The sequence below is a fragment of the Clostridium sp. CTA-17 genome, assembly GCF_054767895.1.
Genome location: NZ_BAAABF010000002.1, coordinates 215,320 through 234,083 on the forward strand (window position 1 = coordinate 215,320; position 18,764 = coordinate 234,083).

The following is an 18,764-nucleotide window of genomic DNA, read 5'->3' on the forward strand; positions in this document are numbered from 1 at the left end:
ATAAAACTTTATTCTTATAATAGACTTTGTTAAATTCTTAATTATTAAAATGTTATAAACAAATGAAAGAAAAAAACTTTCATCATTATAATCTATTAGAATTTATTTAATTTCAAAATAAAGTTAAATTTAAGAGGTGTTTTATTATGGGTTTAAGGCTTACAAAAGACAATTTTGATAAGATAATAGACTGTTTAAAAAAAGAATATAAGATATACGCTCCTAAAGTTATGGAAGGTAAAGGAAGATTTTCAGATACTGACATGACAAGATATGGAGAAATAGATTCTATAAATGATATTGAGTTTTCAAAGAAGTCAGATTTTTCATATAAAGAAGTTTTACTTCCAATAACTCAAACTTTATTCTTCTTTACTGAAGATAAATTTAGTGAAGCAAGTGTAGAGGAAAAGAATATATTAATTTTCTTAAGAAGCTGTGATATGCATTCCTTAAGAAGAATTGATGATATATACTTAAGAAATGGTTTTGAAGATCCTTATTACAAAAAACTAAGAGAAAAAGCTAAGTTTATAGTAATGGGATGTGAAAATAGCTTTGATAATTGTTTCTGTGTAAGCATGGGAACTAATAAAACAGATGAATATTCAGCATATATAGGATTAGATAATGATGAAGTTTTATTAGATATAAAAGATGAAGAGTTATCAAAAATCTTTGAAGCAGTAGAAAGTAATAAAGAAGAAGTTTCACCAAAGTTTGTAGAAGAAAATGAAACTAAAGTTGAAGTTCCAAAAGGAATTGATTTAAACATAATCAAATCAACTGTATGGAATGAATACTCAGAGAGATGTATAGCTTGTGGAAGATGTAACTTTGTATGTCCAACATGTACTTGTTTCACAATGCAAGATGTATTCTACAAAGATAATGAAAATGCAGGTGAAAGAAGAAGAGTTTGGGCTTCATGTCAAGTAGATGGATATACAGATATGGCTGGTGGACATAGCTTTAGAAAAGATAAAGGGCAAAGAATGAGATTTAAAGTTATGCACAAAGTATATGACTACAAAAAGAGATGGGGATACCATATGTGTGTTGGATGTGGTAGATGTGATGATATCTGTCCAGAGTACATATCTTTTTCAGAATGTGTAAATAAACTTAAAGATGCTGTAGAAGAGGTGAAAGATAATGCATAATGAATATACTCCTTTTATATCAAAAATATTAAACGTAAAAAAACATACTGACATAGAATATACTTTTAGAATGGAATTTAAAGGTGATGTTAAGCCAGGACAATTCTTTGAAGTTTCTCTTCCAAAGTTTGGAGAGGCTCCAATATCAGTAAGTGGTATAGGAGAAGACTCTGTGGAACTTACAATAAGAAGAGTTGGAGTAGTAACAAATGAAATATTTGAAAAATACGAAGGAGATAAACTTTTCTTAAGAGGACCTTATGGTAATGGCTTTGATGTTAATAACTATAAAGGAAAAGAAGTTATAGTTGTTGCTGGAGGAACTGGACTTTCACCAGTTAAAGGAATAGTAGATTATTTCTCACAAAATCCACAAGAGGCAGAAAGTTTTACTCTTATAAGTGGATTTAAAGGACCAAAGGATATTCTTTTCAAAGATGACATGAAAGAATGGGAAAAGAATATGAATATGATCATAACTGTTGACTCTGCTGAAGAAGGTTATGAAGGAAATACAGGACTTGTAACTAAGTACATTCCTGAATTAGAAATAAAAGATATGGATAATGTTCAAGTTATAGTTGTTGGTCCTCCAATGATGATGAAGTTTACAGTTTTAGAATTCTTAAAAAGAGGAATTAAAGAAGAAAATATTTGGATATCTCAAGAAAGAAAAATGTGTTGTGGATTAGGTAAATGCGGACACTGTAAAATCGATGATACATACATATGCTTAGATGGACCAGTATTCAACTACACTAAGGGTAAACTTTTAATAGATTAGGAGGAAAAGGACTATGTCTTTAGATATAAATACTAAAAAACTTAAGAAGAACGCTTTTAGGGTAACTAAAAGAAGAGGATATACAGCATCAAGAATAAGAGTTCCAGGTGGACACTTAGATGCTAAGTTATTACTTAACATTCAAGAAATAGCTGATACTTATGGAGATGGTACAGTTCATATCACAACTAGACAAGGTTTTGAAATACCAGGAATAGATATGAAAGATATACCAGAGGTAAATAAAAAGCTTCAACCTATTATAGAAGCTTTAGAAATAAATCAAGAAAATCCAGGAGATGGATACAATGCAGCAGGAACAAGAAACGTTTCAGCATGTATAGGAAATAATGTTTGTCCATTTGCTAATTACAATACAACAAATTTTGCTAAGAAAATAGAAAAAGCAATATTCCCAAATGATTTACACTTCAAAATAGCTTTAACTGGCTGTCCAAATGATTGTATTAAGGCTAGAATGCATGACTTTGGTATTATAGGTATGACAGAGCCACAATATGAAAGAAATAGATGTGTATCTTGTGGAGCCTGTGTTAGAGCTTGTAAAAAGAAAGCTACAGGAGCTTTAAGTTTTGAAAACTTCAAAGTAGTTAGAGATGGAAGCAAATGTATTGGTTGTGGAGAATGTGTTATGAATTGCCCAACAAATGCATGGACAAGAAGTAAAGAAAAATACTACAGATTAGCTATAATGGGTAGAACAGGAAAGAAAAATCCAAGATTAGCAGAAGATTTTATACTTTGGGTAGATGAGGATAGCATCATAAAAATAATCTTAAATACTTATAAATATGTTACAGAATATATTGCTAAAGACGCTCCAGGTGGAAAAGAGCACATTGGATATATAATAGACAGAACTGGATTTATGGAATTCAAAAAGTGGGCTTTAGAAGGAGTAACTTTATCTGAAAAAGCATTAATGAAAAATAATGTTTATTGGAGCGGAATACATTATACAAACGGATTTTAATAAAAAAGCACTCTATTTATAGAGTGCTTTTATTTATATAGGTTATTAATTATAATAAATATGTATTTTTAATATAACTAATACAATTATTTCATTGGGCATATATAATTTTTATGATATTATAAAATAGAGTGTTTTAATAAAATTTTAACAGATGATATAAAAACTTAGGAGGCAGTTCATGATAGGAGTTATAGGGGTTAAAAGGAATGTAGATATAGCAATAAGAGAAAAATTAGCCTTATATCCTAAAAAACATAAGAAATACGTAGGAGAATTATTAAATTCATTTAAAGAAGTTGTAATATTAAATACTTGCAATAGAACAGAGATTTATTTTAATTGCACTGAAGATATTTCAGAGGATGAAATTTTTGAAAAAATTTTTAATGTGTTCAATTGGAATGATGATTTGAAAAAATATATGTTTTTATCAAAGGAAAAGAGAGCAGTAACCCATCTTATGGAGGTTATTTGTGGTTTTCATTCAAGAATTTTAGGTGAAGATCAAATCCTAGGACAAATTAAAGATGCTTATAAAACAGCTATTTCAGATAATAGTATTTCATCAGAATTACAAAAGATGTTTGAAATAGCTATTGCTTGTGGTAAAAAATTTAAAACAGAGTGTAAAATGTTTGAAGTTCCAGTTTCGTCAGTATCAATATCAATAAATAGTGCCTTATTAAAAGGATGTAGAAAATTTATGGTATTAGGATATGGAGAAATTGGGAAGTTAGCAATTAAGCACCTTTTAAGCCATAAAGTAGAGTGTATTTATTTAATAGTAAGGGATAAGAGTAAGGCAAGTGATTTAGAAGGTGAAATTGTAGAAGTTTTAGATTTTAATGAGAAAAATCAAGTTATAAATGAGATTGATTGTATAGTTTCTTGTACAGCAGCCCCTCATACAGTAGTTAGAAATGAAGATATAAAAACTGAAGGGGAGACAATACATATATATGATTTAGCTGTTCCAAGAGATGTTGACAAGGAATTATCAGAAAAAGAGAGAGTAATCCTTAAGGATATAGATGAAATAAGTAAGATTGATGATAAGAATAAAAAAATAAGAAAAGAACGAATGGAAGAGTATAAGCATATAGTTGAAGAGAGCATAGAGGAATTTTTAAACTGGCTTAAAATAAGAGAAGTTTCAAGTAAAATAAGAAACATAAAAATAAGAGAAAATGAAATTTGTAGTGAAAGAATAAAGACTTTTTCTAATAAGGGAAATGGAGAAAATGCTAAATTAGCAGAAAGAATGATAAAAAGTACAGCTGATGCTTATGTTAATAGGGCAATAGAACTTTTAAAAAGTGAAGCCTTAAAGGGAAGTGATAGTTCTTGTGCAGAAATAATAGAGAAGATATTTTTAACTTAGTACCAATAAACATTATAAGTAGTAAATTTCACGTTAAGGTCATAGGTGGAGGAAAAGCAGCCACCATAAAGGTTAAAGGATTATTAGAAAAAGGTTGTTATGTACATATTTTATCTAAAGAGTTTTCAAAGGAAATCTTAGATATTGAAAATAAAAATTTAAAACTTGAAAAGGGAAACTATTATAAAGAGTTTATAAAAGATGCGCATCTTATAATAATAGCTGTGGATGAAAGTTCTCTAGTACATAAGATAAGCAAGGATTGTGAGAAAGAGTATAAACTATATTTAAATGCAGCTAATTATAAAGAAGGTATTGTAGCTATTCCTTACAGCAGATGTTATGAAAATCTAGGCTTTAGTATAAGTAGTAAATTAGGATCGCCTAGAATAACTAGAGCTATAGGAGAAGAAGTATCAAATATTATTAAGGAAAATGACATATACTCAATTAAGGTGGCAAAGATTAGAGAAAAAGCTAAAAAAGAAGAGTTAAAGGATAATATAATAGAGGTTATTTCAAGTAAAGAATTTAAAAATGCCCTTTTAGAAAAAAGAGAATATGAATACTTAAGAAATGTTTTAGGAGAAGAATTAGCTAATTCATTAACTGAGGATTAAAGTAAATATAAGAGGATACTGTATGGAAATATGGTGATAAAACTTACAATCATATTCCGAGAATTACTAGATTTCTCTTCATAATGTTTATAAGTTTTATAAGCAGTTATTTTGATACAGGACTTTAGATTTATTAAGGTAAGAAATTGTTTTAAATGCTTTAAAAAGAGTATTAAATTTATTATAAAAATAATCAAAATGTGAGGTTTGGATTAATGGAATTAATAATAGCGACTAGAAAAAGTAAGTTAGCACAAGTGCAAACTGAAAAAGTTATGGAACTTTTAAAGGAAAAAGAAAATGTAGATAGTAAGAAACTTTTAGTTATGACAGAAGGCGATAGAAGACTAGATGTTTCATTAAATAAAATAGGTGGAAAGGGTCTATTTGTAAAGGAGATAGAACTAGCTCTTTTAAATAAAGAAGCTCATGGAGCAGTTCATAGTATGAAAGATGTTCCTTTTGAACTTCCTAGCGAATTTGATCTTGTTGCAATGCCTGAAAGAGAAGACATAAGAGATGCCTTTGTATCTTTAAATGGATCAACTTTATCTAATTTAAGAAAAGGAGCTAGAATCGGAACTAGCAGTATAAGACGTGCAGAACAATTAAAGTTATTTAGAGATGACTTAGAGATTGTTCCAATTAGAGGTAATGTTCAAACTAGAATAAAAAAAATAACTGAAGAAAATTTAGATGGAATAATTTTAGCGGCAGCAGGATTAAAAAGACTTGGTATGGAAGATGTAATAAGTGATTATTTTGATCCAAAGGTATTTTTACCTGCTATTGGTCAAGGAGCTTTAGGAATAGAGTGCTTAAAAGGTGGAGAATTTAATGACTATTTTAAAGCTTTAGATAGCAAAGAGGTTAGAACTACTGTTGAAGCTGAAAGAAGCTTTATGAAGGTATTAAACGGAGGATGTCATAGTCTTATAGGTGCTTATTCAGAAGTTAAAGATAATGACTTATATATGATAGGTACATTTACTGTAAATAATAGAATAGTTAAAAAAGATATATTAGGAAATAAAGAAGATAATATATTATTAGGAAAAAAACTTGCAGAAAAAATATTAGGAGAGGTCTAGGAGGAACTATGAGTAAAAAAGCATATATAATAGGGGCAGGTCCTGGAGATGAAGAGTTATTAACACTTAAAGCAATAAATGCATTACAAAAATGCACAGCTGTCTTATATGATAGATTAGTTGGAAACAATATACTTAATTACTTAAATGATGACTGTGAGATTTACTATTGTGGAAAAGAGCCAGGATGCCATTATAAAACACAGGAAGAGATAAATGAAAGTATAGTTGAACTTGCTAAAAAAGGTCATGTTGTTGGTAGAGTAAAAGGTGGAGATCCATATGTTTTTGGAAGAGGTGGAGAAGAAGTATTAGCCTTAGTAGAAGAAAACATACCTTTTGAAGTTATTCCAGGGGTTACTTCACCTATTTCTGTTTTAAATTATGCTGGTATACCAATAACACATAGAGGGTTAGCACAGAGTTTTCATATTGTAACAGGAATGTCAGCAAGAACCTTAAATGTAAATTGGGAAGCTCTAGCAAAAGAAAATGGAACCTTAGTATTTATGATGGGACTTTCAAATTTAGAGACAATTGTTGAGAAGCTTTTAGAAAATGGTAAAGCTATAGAAACTCCTTGTGGAGTAGTAATGAGAGGAACAACTTCAAAGCAAAGAAAGGTTATTGGAACATTAGAAAATATATGTAAAAAGGTTAGAGAAGCTAAGTTAGAATCACCTTGTATAATAGTTGTTGGGGATGTTGTTTCATTAAATGAAAAACTTTCATGGTATGAAAAATTACCTCTATTTGGAGCTAATATTTGTTTAACAAGATCTAAGGAACAATCTAAAGAGATTAAGTGGAAATTAAAAGAGTTAGGTGCAGAAGTAACAGAAATAAACTCTATAAAAATAAAAGAAACTGCAGAAAATTTAGATGAATATATTAATACTTTAGAAAAATATGATCATATAGTATTTACTTCAGTAAATGCTGTTAATGTATTCTTTGATTATTTAGTAAAAAATCAAGTTGATATAAGAAAAATAAAAGCAGATTTTGCTGTACTAGGAAAAGCAACTAAAAAAGCTTTAATATCTAGAGGTATTGTGCCAAGCATAATGGCTCATTCATTTACAGCGGAAGGTTTATTTGAAGTTTTAAAAGATAATATTAAAGAAGGAGAAGAAGTATTAGTTCCATGTTCTTCTTTAAGTAGAGAATATTTGTTTGATAATTTAGCTGCTTTAGGAGCAAAATGTCATAGAGTTAATATTTATGATACTGTATGCGGAGATGTCAAAAATCCAAGAGCTTTCAAGGAAGTTGATATGGTATTATACACAAGTCCTTCAACGGTTAAAAACATGATTGATATGATTGGACTTGAAGCTCTTAAAGAGAAAGTAAGCATAGCTATAGGACCTATAACCTTAAAAGCTTTAAATGAAAGTGGAATTGAAGGAAAAATGTGCAAAACACATTGTGGAGATGGATTTTTAAGTGAAATTGAGGGTATATGGCAAGAGGTTAAAAAATAAATTTGTGGTAAAATTAATTTTATAGGCAAATTACAAACAAATTAGGAGGAAAGATTATGATAAAGAGAGGAAGAAGACTTAGAATAAATAAGGAAATGAGAGACCTTGTTAGAGAAAATATTTTAACAGCAAATGACTTTATATTTCCTATATTTGTAGTTGAAGGAAACAACATAAAAAAGGAGATAAGTTCTCTGCCAGGAAACTATCATGTATCTTTAGATAGATTAAATGAAATAGTTGATGAAGTGGTAGCTTTAAATATAAAAGGTGTAATCATATTTGGTCTTCCAGAACATAAAGATGCTTGTGGATCAGAGGCATATTCTGATAATGGAATTGTTCAAAAGGCTATTAGAAAATTAAGAGAAGATTATGAGAACTTATTAGTAATAACTGATGTTTGTATGTGTGAATATACTAGTCATGGTCATTGTGGAATAATAGAAGGAAAAGATGTAGATAATGACAAGACTTTAAGTTTCTTAGATAAAATAGCAGTTTCACACGCTAAGGCTGGTGCTCATATGGTAGCTCCTTCAGATATGATGGATGGAAGAATATTATCTATGAGAAATGCTTTAGATGAAGCTGGATTTGTTAATGTTGGAATAATGAGTTATTCTGCAAAATATTGCTCAGCTTTCTATGGTCCTTTCAGAGAAGCTGCTAATTCAGCACCACAATTTGGAGATAGAAAAACTTATCAAATGGATCCTGCAAACTCAAGAGAAGCCATAAAAGAAGTAGAGCAAGACATAGAAGAGGGTGCAGATATAGTTATGGTTAAACCTGCCTTATCATATTTAGATATTGTTAAGGAAGTAAGAAATAAAGTAGATGTACCAGTTTGTGTTTATAATGTAAGTGGCGAATTTGCTATGGTTAAGGCAGCAGCTAAACTTGGACTTATAAACGAAAAACAAGTAGCTTTAGAAATGCTTTTATCAATGAAAAGAGCAGGAGCAGATATGATAATAACTTATTATGCTATAGAAGCTGCTAAATGGTTACAAGAATAGTTTAAGACTATAATATAATCAAAATATATTTGGTTAACAATCTTATAGTTAGGAGAATGAATATGGACAGAAATAAAGAAATATTTGAAGAATCAAAAAAATATATGCCAGGTGGAGTTAATAGTCCTGTAAGATCTTTTGGAAGTGTTGGAATAAATCCTCCAGTAATAAAAAGTGGTAAAGGAGCTATGATAAAGGACGAGAATGGAAATGAATATATTGACTTTGTTTTAGCTTGGGGACCAATGATATTAGGTCATTGTGATGAAGATGTAGTAGAAGCAATAAAGAAAACTTCAGAGGAAAGTATAGCCTTTGGTGCTTCAACAAAATTAGAATTAGACTTAGCTAAGCTTTTATGTGAAACATTAGACAATGTCGACATGATAAGAATGGTAAACTCAGGTACAGAGGCTACTATGAGTGCTGTAAAGTTAGCAAGAGGATACACAAAGAAAGATAAAATAATTAAGTTTGCAGGATGCTATCATGGACACTTTGATGGATTCTTAATAGAAGCTGGATCAGGAGTATTAACAGAAGGAATTCCAGGATGCTTAGGTGTTCCAGAGGAAAGTATAAAGAATACTTTAATAGGAATATACAATGATGAGAAGCAAGTTGAAGAATTATTTGAAAAGTACGGAAATGATATTGCTGGAATAATAATAGAGCCAGTTGCTGGAAATATGGGTGTTGTTAAATGTGATCCTAAGTTTATGAGAAAACTTAGAGAATTATGTGATAAATATGGAGCACTTCTTATATTTGATGAAGTTATGTGTGGATTTAGAGTAGCATATAAAGGAGCACAAACTTTATTTGATGTTAAGCCAGATTTAGTTACTTATGCTAAAATAATGGGTGGTGGACTACCTTGTGGAGCATATGGTGGAAGAAGAGAGATAATGGAAAACTTATCACCATTAGGTGGAGTTTATCAAGCTGGAACAATGTCAGGAAACCCAATAGTAATGAGTGCAGGACTTGCAACAGTTAAAAAACTTTATGAAAATCCATCATACTATGATCATATTGAAAAAATAGGATCAAAACTTGAAAAGGGAGTTCTTGAAATAGCAAAGAAAAAAGGTATTGGTCTTGTTGTTAATAGACAAGGTGGAATGATGACTTTATTCTTTACTGATTTAAAAGAAGTTAAATGTTATGATGATGTAAAAACTTGTGATGGAGAAAGATTTAAGAGATACTTCTTACATATGTTAAACAAAGGATTTAATATACCACCATCACAATTTGAAGCAATGTTCTTAAGTGTAAAACATACAGAAGAACATATAGATAAATTCTTAGAAGCTTTTGAAAGTTTTGAAGGATAATAAAATTTAAAAAGTTTTAAATGAATGCTGATTTTTAGGTATATATTTAAGAAAAGACTTAATTTAATAGGAAGCTTTATTACAAATTTAATATACTTATATGTTTTTGTATTAGAAATTTTCTTCTTAATTAAGATATTTATATACCTATAAATCAGCTTTAATTTTATAATTAGAAATTTTAATTAAGTGGGGTATTTATGAGAGAAAAAGTGAAGTTAAAAAAAGATAAAGTATGTGATGTTTTTGTAATGGGAGCTGGAATTGCAGGAATTATGGCAGCAATTGAAGCCTCTAATAATGGTCAAAAGGTAATAATCTCAAGTAGTTCAAATATCTTTTCAGGGTCAAGCTTTTATCCTGGTACATGGGGCTTAGGTTTAATAGGGCCAGAGGATAGAAATGATGAAGAAGATTTAGCTAAGACAATTAAAGAAGTTGGGTGCAATGTTGTTGATGAGGAATTAGTAGAAACCTTTGTTAAAAATATTAATCCAAGTATAGATTTATTAAAAGAAATGGGTGTTAAGCTTAAAGAAGCTAATAATTCAGGAGAAAAAGAATTTATTCCATGTTTTGATCATAAAAATAGAAATTGGAATGGTATTTTATTTGAAAGTGCAAAAAAAGTTTTAGACAATAAGTTAAAGAGCAATGAAGTTTTGGAATATCCTTTTTCAGAGGTAATTGAAATAGTAAAGGAAGATAATAAGATTATAGGTGTAATACTTATTAACAGTTTAAATAAGCTTGAGTTTATAAAATGTAAAGCACTTGTAATTGCCTCAGGAGGTATAGGTGGTTTATTTAAATATAGGTTAAATACTACAGATATAACAGGTATGGGACAAGCTTTAGCTTTAAAGGTTGGGTGTAACTTAACAAATATAGAATTTATGCAAATGATGCCAGGATATATAAAGCCCTGTCCAAAAACTATATTTAATGAGAAAACCTTTAAATATATAGAAGCTAGAAATGAAGAGGGAGAAGATGTATTTAAAGATATAGAAAACCTAAGAGAAAAGCTTGAAAAAAGATCGACTTATGGACCTTTTACTTCAAGATTAGACTCTAAGGATATTGACTATGTTATATTTAAAGAGTTTATGAAAAATAAAAATGGAGTTACTGTTAGATATAAAGATAGTCTAAAGAATAATATGCCAGAATTTATTGAAGTTTATTTTAAATGGTTAAAGGAAAATAAACATCTTACTCCAGATGATGAAATAAATATTGGAATATTTTTTCATGCAGCTAATGGAGGAATTAGCATAAATAAATGGTCAGAAACAAAGGTAGAGGGATTATTTGCAGCTGGAGAATGTACAGGTGGTATGCATGGTGCAGACAGAATAGGGGGATTATCTACAGCAAATGGTCTTGTTTTTGGTAAAATAGCTGGAAAAAGTGCTAGTAGATATGCTTCTAGTAAAGGTTTAAGTGAAAAAGAAGAAGTAGAATTTGAAGTTTATGAAATAGAAGGAGCAGAGGATCTTATTTTAGAAGTTCAAGAAATTATGTTTAAAAATGCAATGATAGAAAAAAGTGAAGTAGGTGTTAAAAATTCACTTTTAAAATTAGAGGAAATATCTAAGGGGTTTGTATATAAGAAAGAAGTAAATATGGAGAGTTTAAGAAACTCATATAGATTAGAAAATAATATATTATTATGCAAGGCTATATTAAAAGCAATTGACCTTAGAAAAGAAAGTAGAGGTTCTCATTATAGATATGATTATCCAAAGGCAAATAAAAACATGGATAAGATGATAATGGTAGAGTTAGGTGATGATATTAAAGCTTATTTTAAAGAAAATTAGAATTACTATAAATAATAAAATTCTAATAGATTATTAAGATAGCCTTTTATATCTAGAAATCAATATTATTTTAAAATCGTGGTTAATTAATATAATTTAAAGTTTTGTAACTTATTATTAATAAAAAATACAGTGTATGGCAAAACATACACTGTATTTTTCTACATTAAAGGAGATACTAATCTTATTATGGATTCTCCAATTCGTGATATAATAGATCGTTTTTCAAAACTTTCAAGGGTTACTTTAGTACACACCTTTAGGTCTTTAAAGAATTGTTCTTCCATAGATTTTGAAATAGCTTCATTATATATAAATATATTGCTTTCAAAGTTTAAAGAAAAGCTTCTTATATCCATGTTAGCTGTTCCTACACTACATATAGAAGAGTCTGCCACTATGGTTTTAGCGTGAAGAAAGCCCTTTTCATATAAGTAGATCTTTGCACCAGCATTTAATAAGGATTCAAAATAAGAGTTTGCTATCCATCCCATAAATTTATGATCAGGATTACCAGGTAGCATTATTTTTACATCAACTCCAGATAAGGCAGCAAGTCTTAAAGCTTCAAGCATAGGTTCATCAAGGACAAAATAAGGAGTTTGTATGAATAAATTTTTCTTAGCTGAATTTATAATTTTAAAATATCCATTTTTTATTTGTTGTTCAGTATGGTCAGGACCAGAAGAAACTATTTGAGATCCAATAATCTTCTTTGGCAAATCAGTTGAATGAGGATTTATAAAATATTTTTTTAAATCTATGTCTAAATCTGATTCATTAGCATAACTCCAATCTAAAAGGAATCTTCCTTCTAGATCATTAATAGCAAGGCCTTTTATTTTAGTATGAGTATCACGCCAATAACCAATATTTTTATCCTTTCCAAGATACTCATCACCTATATTAAAGCCACCTAAAAAAGCTACTTTGCTATCTATAATAAGTATTTTTCTATGATTTCTATAGTTAATTCTCAAGTTTATATATTTGCAAAAGCCAGGAAAAAATATTTTAAAATCTCCACCAGCTGCCTTTAATTTATCTATATCTTTTTTGTGTATAGAGTTACCAATAGAATCTACTAGTAATTTTACTTCAACACCTTCTTTAGCTTTCTTAGTTAGGGCTTGTAAGATTTTTTTGCCTATTTCGTCGCTTTTAAAAATATAAAATTCCATATGAATAAATTTTTCGGCTTTATTTATTTCATCAATCATTTCTTCAAAAAGACTATTAGCATCAAAATATAAATCTATATCATTACGTTGAGTGTAGGTTGAGTTGTCATTATTGAAGTTCATCATTATTAAGTCTTTATATTTTAAAGAAATATCATCTAGTTTGTAGTTAGACTTAAATGAATTTAAATATTTTTGTTTTGTTTTGTCATCTAGAATTTTTCTCTTAAAGTTTTTTTCACGTGTAATATTTTGACCAAATAAAATGTAGATTATAAATCCTAATATGGGTAGAAAGGTTAATATTAAAATCCAAGCCCAAGTAGTTTGTGGATTTCTCCTTTCAATAAAGATTATGGAAATAATAAATACAATATTTATTAAGAATATTATATTTAAAAATAAGTGCATAAGAATTCCTCCTTTGTATTTAAAAAAGTTTATCAGTCTAAATTTTTTTAATATATATTAGACTGATAAACTAAAAATGTTACCTTATATATATTTGTTCTAAAAGTTCATTTATGTTGACAGTACAATTTTCAGGGGTAGATGCTAAAAGCTTTATTCCCTTATAGCTTATTCTAAGTTTACATTTGCTATTTTTGAGTTCACTAGCAAATTCTAATATAGAATTCTTATCTAAGTCCATATTAAAAGAACTTAATATAGTAAGATAAAGATATTCTGTGTAAAGATATTTGTGACTTGCATAATTTTCGTAAGAATCTATGCCTTCACATAGGAATTTAACATAATCATCTATGTGATTGAATATTTCAGAAAGTTTATCCCTATAAATAAATTTTATAGAGTCAATTTCTAAGAATGCCTTATTTAAAGAAAATAAAATATCTTCCTTTATTACTGATACTTCTTCCGCTGAAAAAGTTAAATAAAGATTTAGATAAGAATCTCTATTAGAAAAAATAGTCTTTAAGTATCTTATAAATGAATAAAAATCTTCTCTATTGTTACCAGGTTCTATTTGAAATAGTATTTTAAAGAATAAATTCCAATGAAAATCATAATTCATAGCATGGGCAAGTTTATTACCAATTGAATTAGAAAATTCTGAGTCAAAACATAGAGGCTCAGCACCTATGGATAATTTGTTTTTAAAAGATATGGAATCCTTAAAAACTTCGTTTAATCTTACTGAGGTATTTACAAAAGTATTATAATATTCTTGAGAAGTATTACAATTGTTTTTAGTAAATATATAATCTATTATTATGTCACAGGCATTTCTAAAATCAACAGATATACCTAAATCATGTTTTACTTTAGAAGAGTATATATCATATATCATTTTAGAAAGTAAAATTTCAATACCTTCTTTTTTTAATCCAACACCATTAGAATTATCCATGTGAGAATTAACATGGTTGAATATAGTTAGAAGTTGATTATCGATTAAACATAAATTGTTTTTAATAGAATTAAGTATATTCTTATAAAATTTATCCCCTAAAATCATATTATAGTTTTTATATATGATTTTATGTTCAATTTCACCCCAAAAATTATTTACCATAGATTTTATTTGAAGTTCAAAATTAAACTTTTCTTCTTCATTTAGAATAAATCCATCTATTCTATATAATTCAAAACCATTTTTTTGTTTTAAAGGTTGATGTTCTCTAAGGTCTAAAAATATATTTGGATTTTGCGATGAGTAAGAAAATCCATCCTCATTAGTGCAATTAAATATTGTTCTTATAAATTTAAATATATGTTCCTCATCTTCTATAAATCTACATTCTATTCTGACACCTATTAAATCAGATAGGTTTCTAAATAAATCCGTAGGGGAATCATATTTTATGTAATAATTATGTCTTATTATTTTCTCTTTTAAACTAGAAGCAGATTTTACTCTAGTTGATATATTAAAAAATCCTTCACAAGAGTTCTCTAGTAAGGAGTAGAAAAAATCATCAAGCAAATTTGCGCTATAGGCCAAATCTTTTTTCATATCCTTAAGTAATTCTAAAGTACCTTTTGTAAATTCAAAAACTTTTAATTCCAAATTTAAAACACCGTCCTTGTTAGTTTATAAGTAAAGTCAGTATAGTTTAATAATACCAACATATAGTAAGTATAACAATAGAGTAATTTTAAATAATATTATATATAAGTGCTTTTAGAAAAATGAATAATTTGTTAATAAAACCTCCTTATAATTAAATATTAATTATATAAATGATTTATTAATAATAAATTATAAGAAAAAAACAGTACTAATTAATAAATTCTGAAAGTGAAAAATAGACTTTGACTTTCTTTGACTTTTATAGTATTATAATTACATAAGATACAAAAAAGAGAATATTGAGGTGATAAAATGAATGCAGATAAAATGACATTAAGAGTACAACAAAGCTTAAACGATGCTTATGAAATAGCAGTTAAATATAATAATCAACAATTAGATATAATTCACTTATTTTCAGCATTAGTAAATCAAAAAGATGGTTTAATTCCTAATATATTTGAAAAAATGGGTGTTAACATAGAGTCATTAAAAAGAGACATTCATGTTCAAATAGATAGAATGCCTAAGGTTTTAGGAGAAGCAGCACAATCATCAGGGGTTACTGCTACAAGAAGAATAAATGAAGTATTAATAAAGGCAGAAGAAATTTCAAAACAATTTCAAGATTCATATATAAGTGTTGAGCATGTAATGCTTGCAATGATTGATATAGATAAAAATGGAGCTGTAGGAGAAATCTTAAGAAAAAATAACATAACTAAAGATGGATTCCTAAAAGTTTTAAATGAAGTTAGAGGAAGTCAAAGAGTGGATTCACAAGATCCAGAAGGAACTTATGAAGCTTTAGATAAATATGGTACTAATTTAATAGAACTTGTAAAACAACATAAATTAGATCCTGTTATAGGAAGAGATGAAGAAATAAGAAGAGCTGTTAGAATCCTTTCAAGAAAAACTAAGAATAATCCAATACTAATAGGGGAACCTGGAGTTGGTAAAACTGCTATAGTTGAAGGATTAGCAGAAAGAATTGTAAGAGGAGATGTGCCAGAAGGACTAAAGGATAAGATAATTATTTCATTAGATATGGGTGCATTAATAGCTGGTGCTAAATATAGAGGAGAATTTGAAGAAAGATTAAAAGCTGTTTTAAAAGAAGTTCAAAGTTCAGAAGGAAAAATACTTTTATTCATAGATGAAATTCATACAATTGTAGGCGCTGGTAAAACAGATGGTGCAATGGATGCAGGAAACTTAATTAAACCAATGCTTGCAAGAGGTGAGTTACACTGTATAGGAGCTACAACTTTTGACGAATATAGACAATATATAGAAAAGGATAAAGCTCTAGAAAGAAGATTCCAACCTGTAATAGTTGAAGAACCAACAGTTGAAGAAACTGTATCTATTTTAAGAGGATTAAAAGAAAGATTTGAAATTCACCATGGAATTAGAATACATGATTCAGCAATAGTAGCTGCTGCAAAACTTTCTCATAGATATATTCAAGATAGATATTTACCAGATAAGGCTATAGATTTAATAGATGAAGCTGGTGCTATGATAAGAAGTGAAATAGATTCTCTTCCAACTGAATTAGACATTATAAGAAGAAAGATTTTAATGCTTGAAACTGAAAAGGAAGCTTTATCAAAAGAAAATGATGATGCATCTAAGGAAAGATTAGTTTCTTTAGAAAAAGAGCTTGCTGAACTTCAAGATAAAAATGATGAGATGACAATTAAATATGAAAAAGAGAAATCTCATATTTCAGCAGTTAGGGACTTAAAGGCTGAGTTAGATGAAGCAAGAGGATTAGCTGAAAAATATGAAAGAGAATATGATTTAAATAAAGTTGCAGAACTTAAATATGGAAAAATTCCAGAACTTGAGCGTAAAATAAAAGAACAAGAAGCAAGTATGGAAAAAGACAATGAAAATGCTTTATTAAAAGAAGAAGTTACTGAAAATGAAATTTCAGAAATAATCTCAAAATGGACTGGAATTCCTGTTACAAAACTAGTTGAAAGTGAAAGAGAAAAACTTTTAAGACTAGAAGAAGAATTAAGAGAAAGAGTAATAGGTCAAGATGAGGCTACAACTGCAGTGGCTAATGCTGTAATAAGAGCTAGAGCAGGTCTTAAAGATGAAAGAAAACCAATAGGATCATTTATATTCTTAGGACCTACTGGAGTTGGTAAAACAGAGCTTGCAAAAACTTTAGCTAGAAATTTATTTGATAGTGAAGACAATATAGTAAGAATAGATATGTCTGAATATATGGAAAAACATGCAGTATCTAGATTAATAGGACCTCCTCCAGGATATGTAGGATATGAAGAAGGGGGACAATTAACAGAAGCTGTTAGAAGAAACCCATATTCAGTAATATTATTTGATGAAATAGAAAAAGCACATGATGATGTATTTAACTTATTCCTTCAAATATTAGATGATGGTAGATTAACAGATAATAAAGGTAAAACTGTTGATTTTAAAAATACTATAATAATCATGACTTCTAATATAGGTAGTGGATACTTATTAGAAAATAAATCTAATGAAGGTATAGAAGATGATATTAGAGAAAATGTTATGAATGAAATGAAGTTAAGATTCAAACCAGAATTCTTAAACAGAGTAGATGATATCATAATGTTTAGACCTTTAAGCAGTGAAGGAATCAAGAAAATAATAGATATCTTCTTAAGAGACGTTGAAAATAGATTAAGAGAAAGAAATATAACTCTTGAAGTTACTGACAAAGCTAAGGAAATATTAGCTGAAGAAGGATATGACCCAGTATATGGAGCTAGACCATTAAAGAGATATATAAGTAATGTCTTAGAAACTGAAATAGCTAAGAAGATAATTGCAGGAGAAATTTATGATGGATCTGTTGCTTTAATAGATGGAGTAGATGGAAAAATTATAGTTTCTAGAAAATAAAATATAGTAAATTTATAAGGAACATAGGTTTAACAAATCTATGTTCCTTATTTTTGTGTAATTTTAAATATATTTTAAATAAAATGATAATAAAAAACAAATTAACAATGAAAACATTTTAAATTTATAAAATATTAATAAAAAACTGTAGAAAATTGAAAATTTTATGGTTATAATATTTTTAAAATACGAAAATAAAAAAATAATAAATATAAAATTATAATTTAAAAAGGAGAGATAAGAGTGGAACTGATAGGAATAGTAATAGTAATAATAGGATTCGCACTTAAATTTGATACTATAGCAGTTGTATTAGTAGCAGGGTTATCAACTGGCTTAGTAGCACATATGAGTTTGTATGAAATATTGGAAAAACTAGGCTCAACTTTTGTAAGTCAAAGACACATGACATTATTTATACTAACTTTACCTGTAATAGGTATGTGTGAAAGATTTGGTTTAAAAGAAAGAGCTATAACCTTAATAAAAAATATGAAAAATATGTCAACTGGAAAACTTTTAAGTTGCTATTTATTTATTAGAGAAGTTGGGTCTGCAGTTTCACTAAGATTAAGTGGACAAGCACAATTTATAAGACCACTTATAAATCCAATGGCTCAAGGAGCAGCTGTCAGTAAATATGGAGAATTAGATGATAAAAATAAAGATTTAATAAAAGGAACAGCGGCTGCAATGGACAACTATGGAAACTTCTTTGGACAAAATGTATTCTTAGCTAGTTCAGGAGTTCTTTTAATAGCAGGAACATTAGAAGAACTAGGATATGGAGTTAATGCTTTAGAGATAGCAAAAGCTTCAGTTCCAATAGCTATAATAGCTTTAATATTAGGAGTATTACAAAATAGATTGTTAGATAAAAGGCTAAGTAGAAACCTATCAAAGAACAAAGAAGAGATAAAATAG

Annotated in this window: 14 protein-coding genes; 12 read left to right on the forward strand and 2 right to left on the reverse strand. The window is 28.4% G+C overall.

All coding sequences use genetic code 11. The features are described 5' to 3' along the window. Window positions 1-146: 146 nt before the first annotated feature. The 10 genes from asrA to ACYUCG_RS05325 all read left to right on the forward strand — a co-directional run bounded on the left by asrA (window position 147) and on the right by ACYUCG_RS05325 (window position 11,711). Window positions 147-1,163: an anaerobic sulfite reductase subunit AsrA gene (gene asrA, locus ACYUCG_RS05280; protein WP_329743686.1), complete on the forward strand. Its 1,017-nt coding sequence runs from the start codon at window positions 147-149 to the stop codon at window positions 1,161-1,163. Beyond that, entirely contained in the window at window positions 1,156-1,947 is a 792-nt protein-coding gene (gene asrB, locus ACYUCG_RS05285) for an anaerobic sulfite reductase subunit AsrB (RefSeq protein ID WP_460268243.1), read from the forward strand. Before asrA ends, asrB begins: the two co-directional genes overlap by 8 nt. 13 nt (window positions 1,948-1,960) lie before the next feature. Further along, a complete protein-coding gene (gene asrC / locus ACYUCG_RS05290; protein ID WP_003454647.1) occupies window positions 1,961-2,941 on the forward strand; it encodes a sulfite reductase subunit C in 981 nt (326 codons plus the stop codon). Window positions 2,942-3,122: 181 nt separating this feature from the next. Further along, the gene (hemA, locus tag ACYUCG_RS05295) at window positions 3,123-4,325 is read left to right on the forward strand and encodes a glutamyl-tRNA reductase (protein ID WP_283704552.1); all 1,203 of its coding nucleotides are present in this window, start codon (window positions 3,123-3,125) and stop codon (window positions 4,323-4,325) included. Further along, window positions 4,289-4,945 carry an NAD(P)-dependent oxidoreductase gene (locus tag ACYUCG_RS05300; protein ID WP_283704551.1) on the forward strand — a complete coding sequence of 219 codons (657 nt, stop codon included), beginning with the start codon at window positions 4,289-4,291 and terminating at the stop codon, window positions 4,943-4,945. The genes hemA and ACYUCG_RS05300 overlap by 37 nt, the downstream gene beginning before the upstream one ends. A 215-nt stretch (window positions 4,946-5,160) precedes the next feature. Beyond that, window positions 5,161-6,036: a hydroxymethylbilane synthase gene (gene hemC / locus ACYUCG_RS05305; protein WP_240298415.1), complete on the forward strand. Its 876-nt coding sequence runs from the start codon at window positions 5,161-5,163 to the stop codon at window positions 6,034-6,036. 8 nt (window positions 6,037-6,044) lie between these two features. After that, window positions 6,045-7,523: a uroporphyrinogen-III C-methyltransferase gene (cobA, locus tag ACYUCG_RS05310; protein ID WP_283704550.1), complete on the forward strand. Its 1,479-nt coding sequence runs from the start codon at window positions 6,045-6,047 to the stop codon at window positions 7,521-7,523. A gap of 56 nt (window positions 7,524-7,579) precedes the next feature. After that, window positions 7,580-8,545, forward strand: coding sequence for a porphobilinogen synthase (hemB, locus tag ACYUCG_RS05315; protein WP_003457183.1), 966 nt, complete (start codon window positions 7,580-7,582; stop codon window positions 8,543-8,545). A gap of 62 nt (window positions 8,546-8,607) precedes the next feature. Continuing rightward, window positions 8,608-9,885 carry a glutamate-1-semialdehyde 2,1-aminomutase gene (hemL, locus tag ACYUCG_RS05320; protein WP_096516188.1) on the forward strand — a complete coding sequence of 426 codons (1,278 nt, stop codon included), beginning with the start codon at window positions 8,608-8,610 and terminating at the stop codon, window positions 9,883-9,885. Window positions 9,886-10,085: 200 nt separating this feature from the next. Next, window positions 10,086-11,711 carry an FAD-binding protein gene (locus ACYUCG_RS05325; RefSeq protein ID WP_460268244.1) on the forward strand — a complete coding sequence of 542 codons (1,626 nt, stop codon included), beginning with the start codon at window positions 10,086-10,088 and terminating at the stop codon, window positions 11,709-11,711. A gap of 161 nt (window positions 11,712-11,872) precedes the next feature. On the opposite strand, the gene cls is transcribed toward ACYUCG_RS05325, so the two are convergent. Together cls and ACYUCG_RS05335 are read right to left on the reverse strand one after the other, a co-directional pair. Then, complete coding sequence (gene cls, locus ACYUCG_RS05330) at window positions 11,873-13,303, reverse strand: cardiolipin synthase (RefSeq protein ID WP_460268245.1); 1,431 nt, start codon at window positions 13,301-13,303, stop codon at window positions 11,873-11,875. Window positions 13,304-13,382: 79 nt separating this feature from the next. Beyond that, window positions 13,383-14,924 carry a GTP pyrophosphokinase gene (locus tag ACYUCG_RS05335; protein WP_460268246.1) on the reverse strand — a complete coding sequence of 514 codons (1,542 nt, stop codon included), beginning with the start codon at window positions 14,922-14,924 and terminating at the stop codon, window positions 13,383-13,385. Window positions 14,925-15,239: 315 nt separating this feature from the next. Here ACYUCG_RS05335 and clpB point away from each other — a divergent pair, with 315 nt between their 5' ends. Further along, window positions 15,240-17,840: an ATP-dependent chaperone ClpB gene (clpB, locus tag ACYUCG_RS05340; RefSeq protein WP_240298412.1), complete on the forward strand. Its 2,601-nt coding sequence runs from the start codon at window positions 15,240-15,242 to the stop codon at window positions 17,838-17,840. A gap of 243 nt (window positions 17,841-18,083) precedes the next feature. Further along, complete coding sequence (locus tag ACYUCG_RS05345; protein WP_333961313.1) at window positions 18,084-18,764, forward strand: DUF969 domain-containing protein; 681 nt, start codon at window positions 18,084-18,086, stop codon at window positions 18,762-18,764.

Coding starts and splice junctions, on each gene's coding strand:
- clpB (WP_240298412.1), top strand. CDS start 15,240: ATGAATGCAGATAAAATGACATTAAGAGTACAACAAAGCTTAAACGAT.
- cobA (WP_283704550.1), top strand. CDS start 6,045: ATGAGTAAAAAAGCATATATAATAGGGGCAGGTCCTGGAGATGAAGAG.
- asrC (WP_003454647.1), top strand. CDS start 1,961: ATGTCTTTAGATATAAATACTAAAAAACTTAAGAAGAACGCTTTTAGG.
- hemC (WP_240298415.1), top strand. CDS start 5,161: ATGGAATTAATAATAGCGACTAGAAAAAGTAAGTTAGCACAAGTGCAA.
- hemL (WP_096516188.1), top strand. CDS start 8,608: ATGGACAGAAATAAAGAAATATTTGAAGAATCAAAAAAATATATGCCA.
- hemA (WP_283704552.1), top strand. CDS start 3,123: ATGATAGGAGTTATAGGGGTTAAAAGGAATGTAGATATAGCAATAAGA.
- hemB (WP_003457183.1), top strand. CDS start 7,580: ATGATAAAGAGAGGAAGAAGACTTAGAATAAATAAGGAAATGAGAGAC.
- asrB (WP_460268243.1), top strand. CDS start 1,156: ATGCATAATGAATATACTCCTTTTATATCAAAAATATTAAACGTAAAA.
- ACYUCG_RS05325 (WP_460268244.1), top strand. CDS start 10,086: ATGAGAGAAAAAGTGAAGTTAAAAAAAGATAAAGTATGTGATGTTTTT.
- asrA (WP_329743686.1), top strand. CDS start 147: ATGGGTTTAAGGCTTACAAAAGACAATTTTGATAAGATAATAGACTGT.
- cls (WP_460268245.1), bottom strand. CDS start 13,303: ATGCACTTATTTTTAAATATAATATTCTTAATAAATATTGTATTTATT.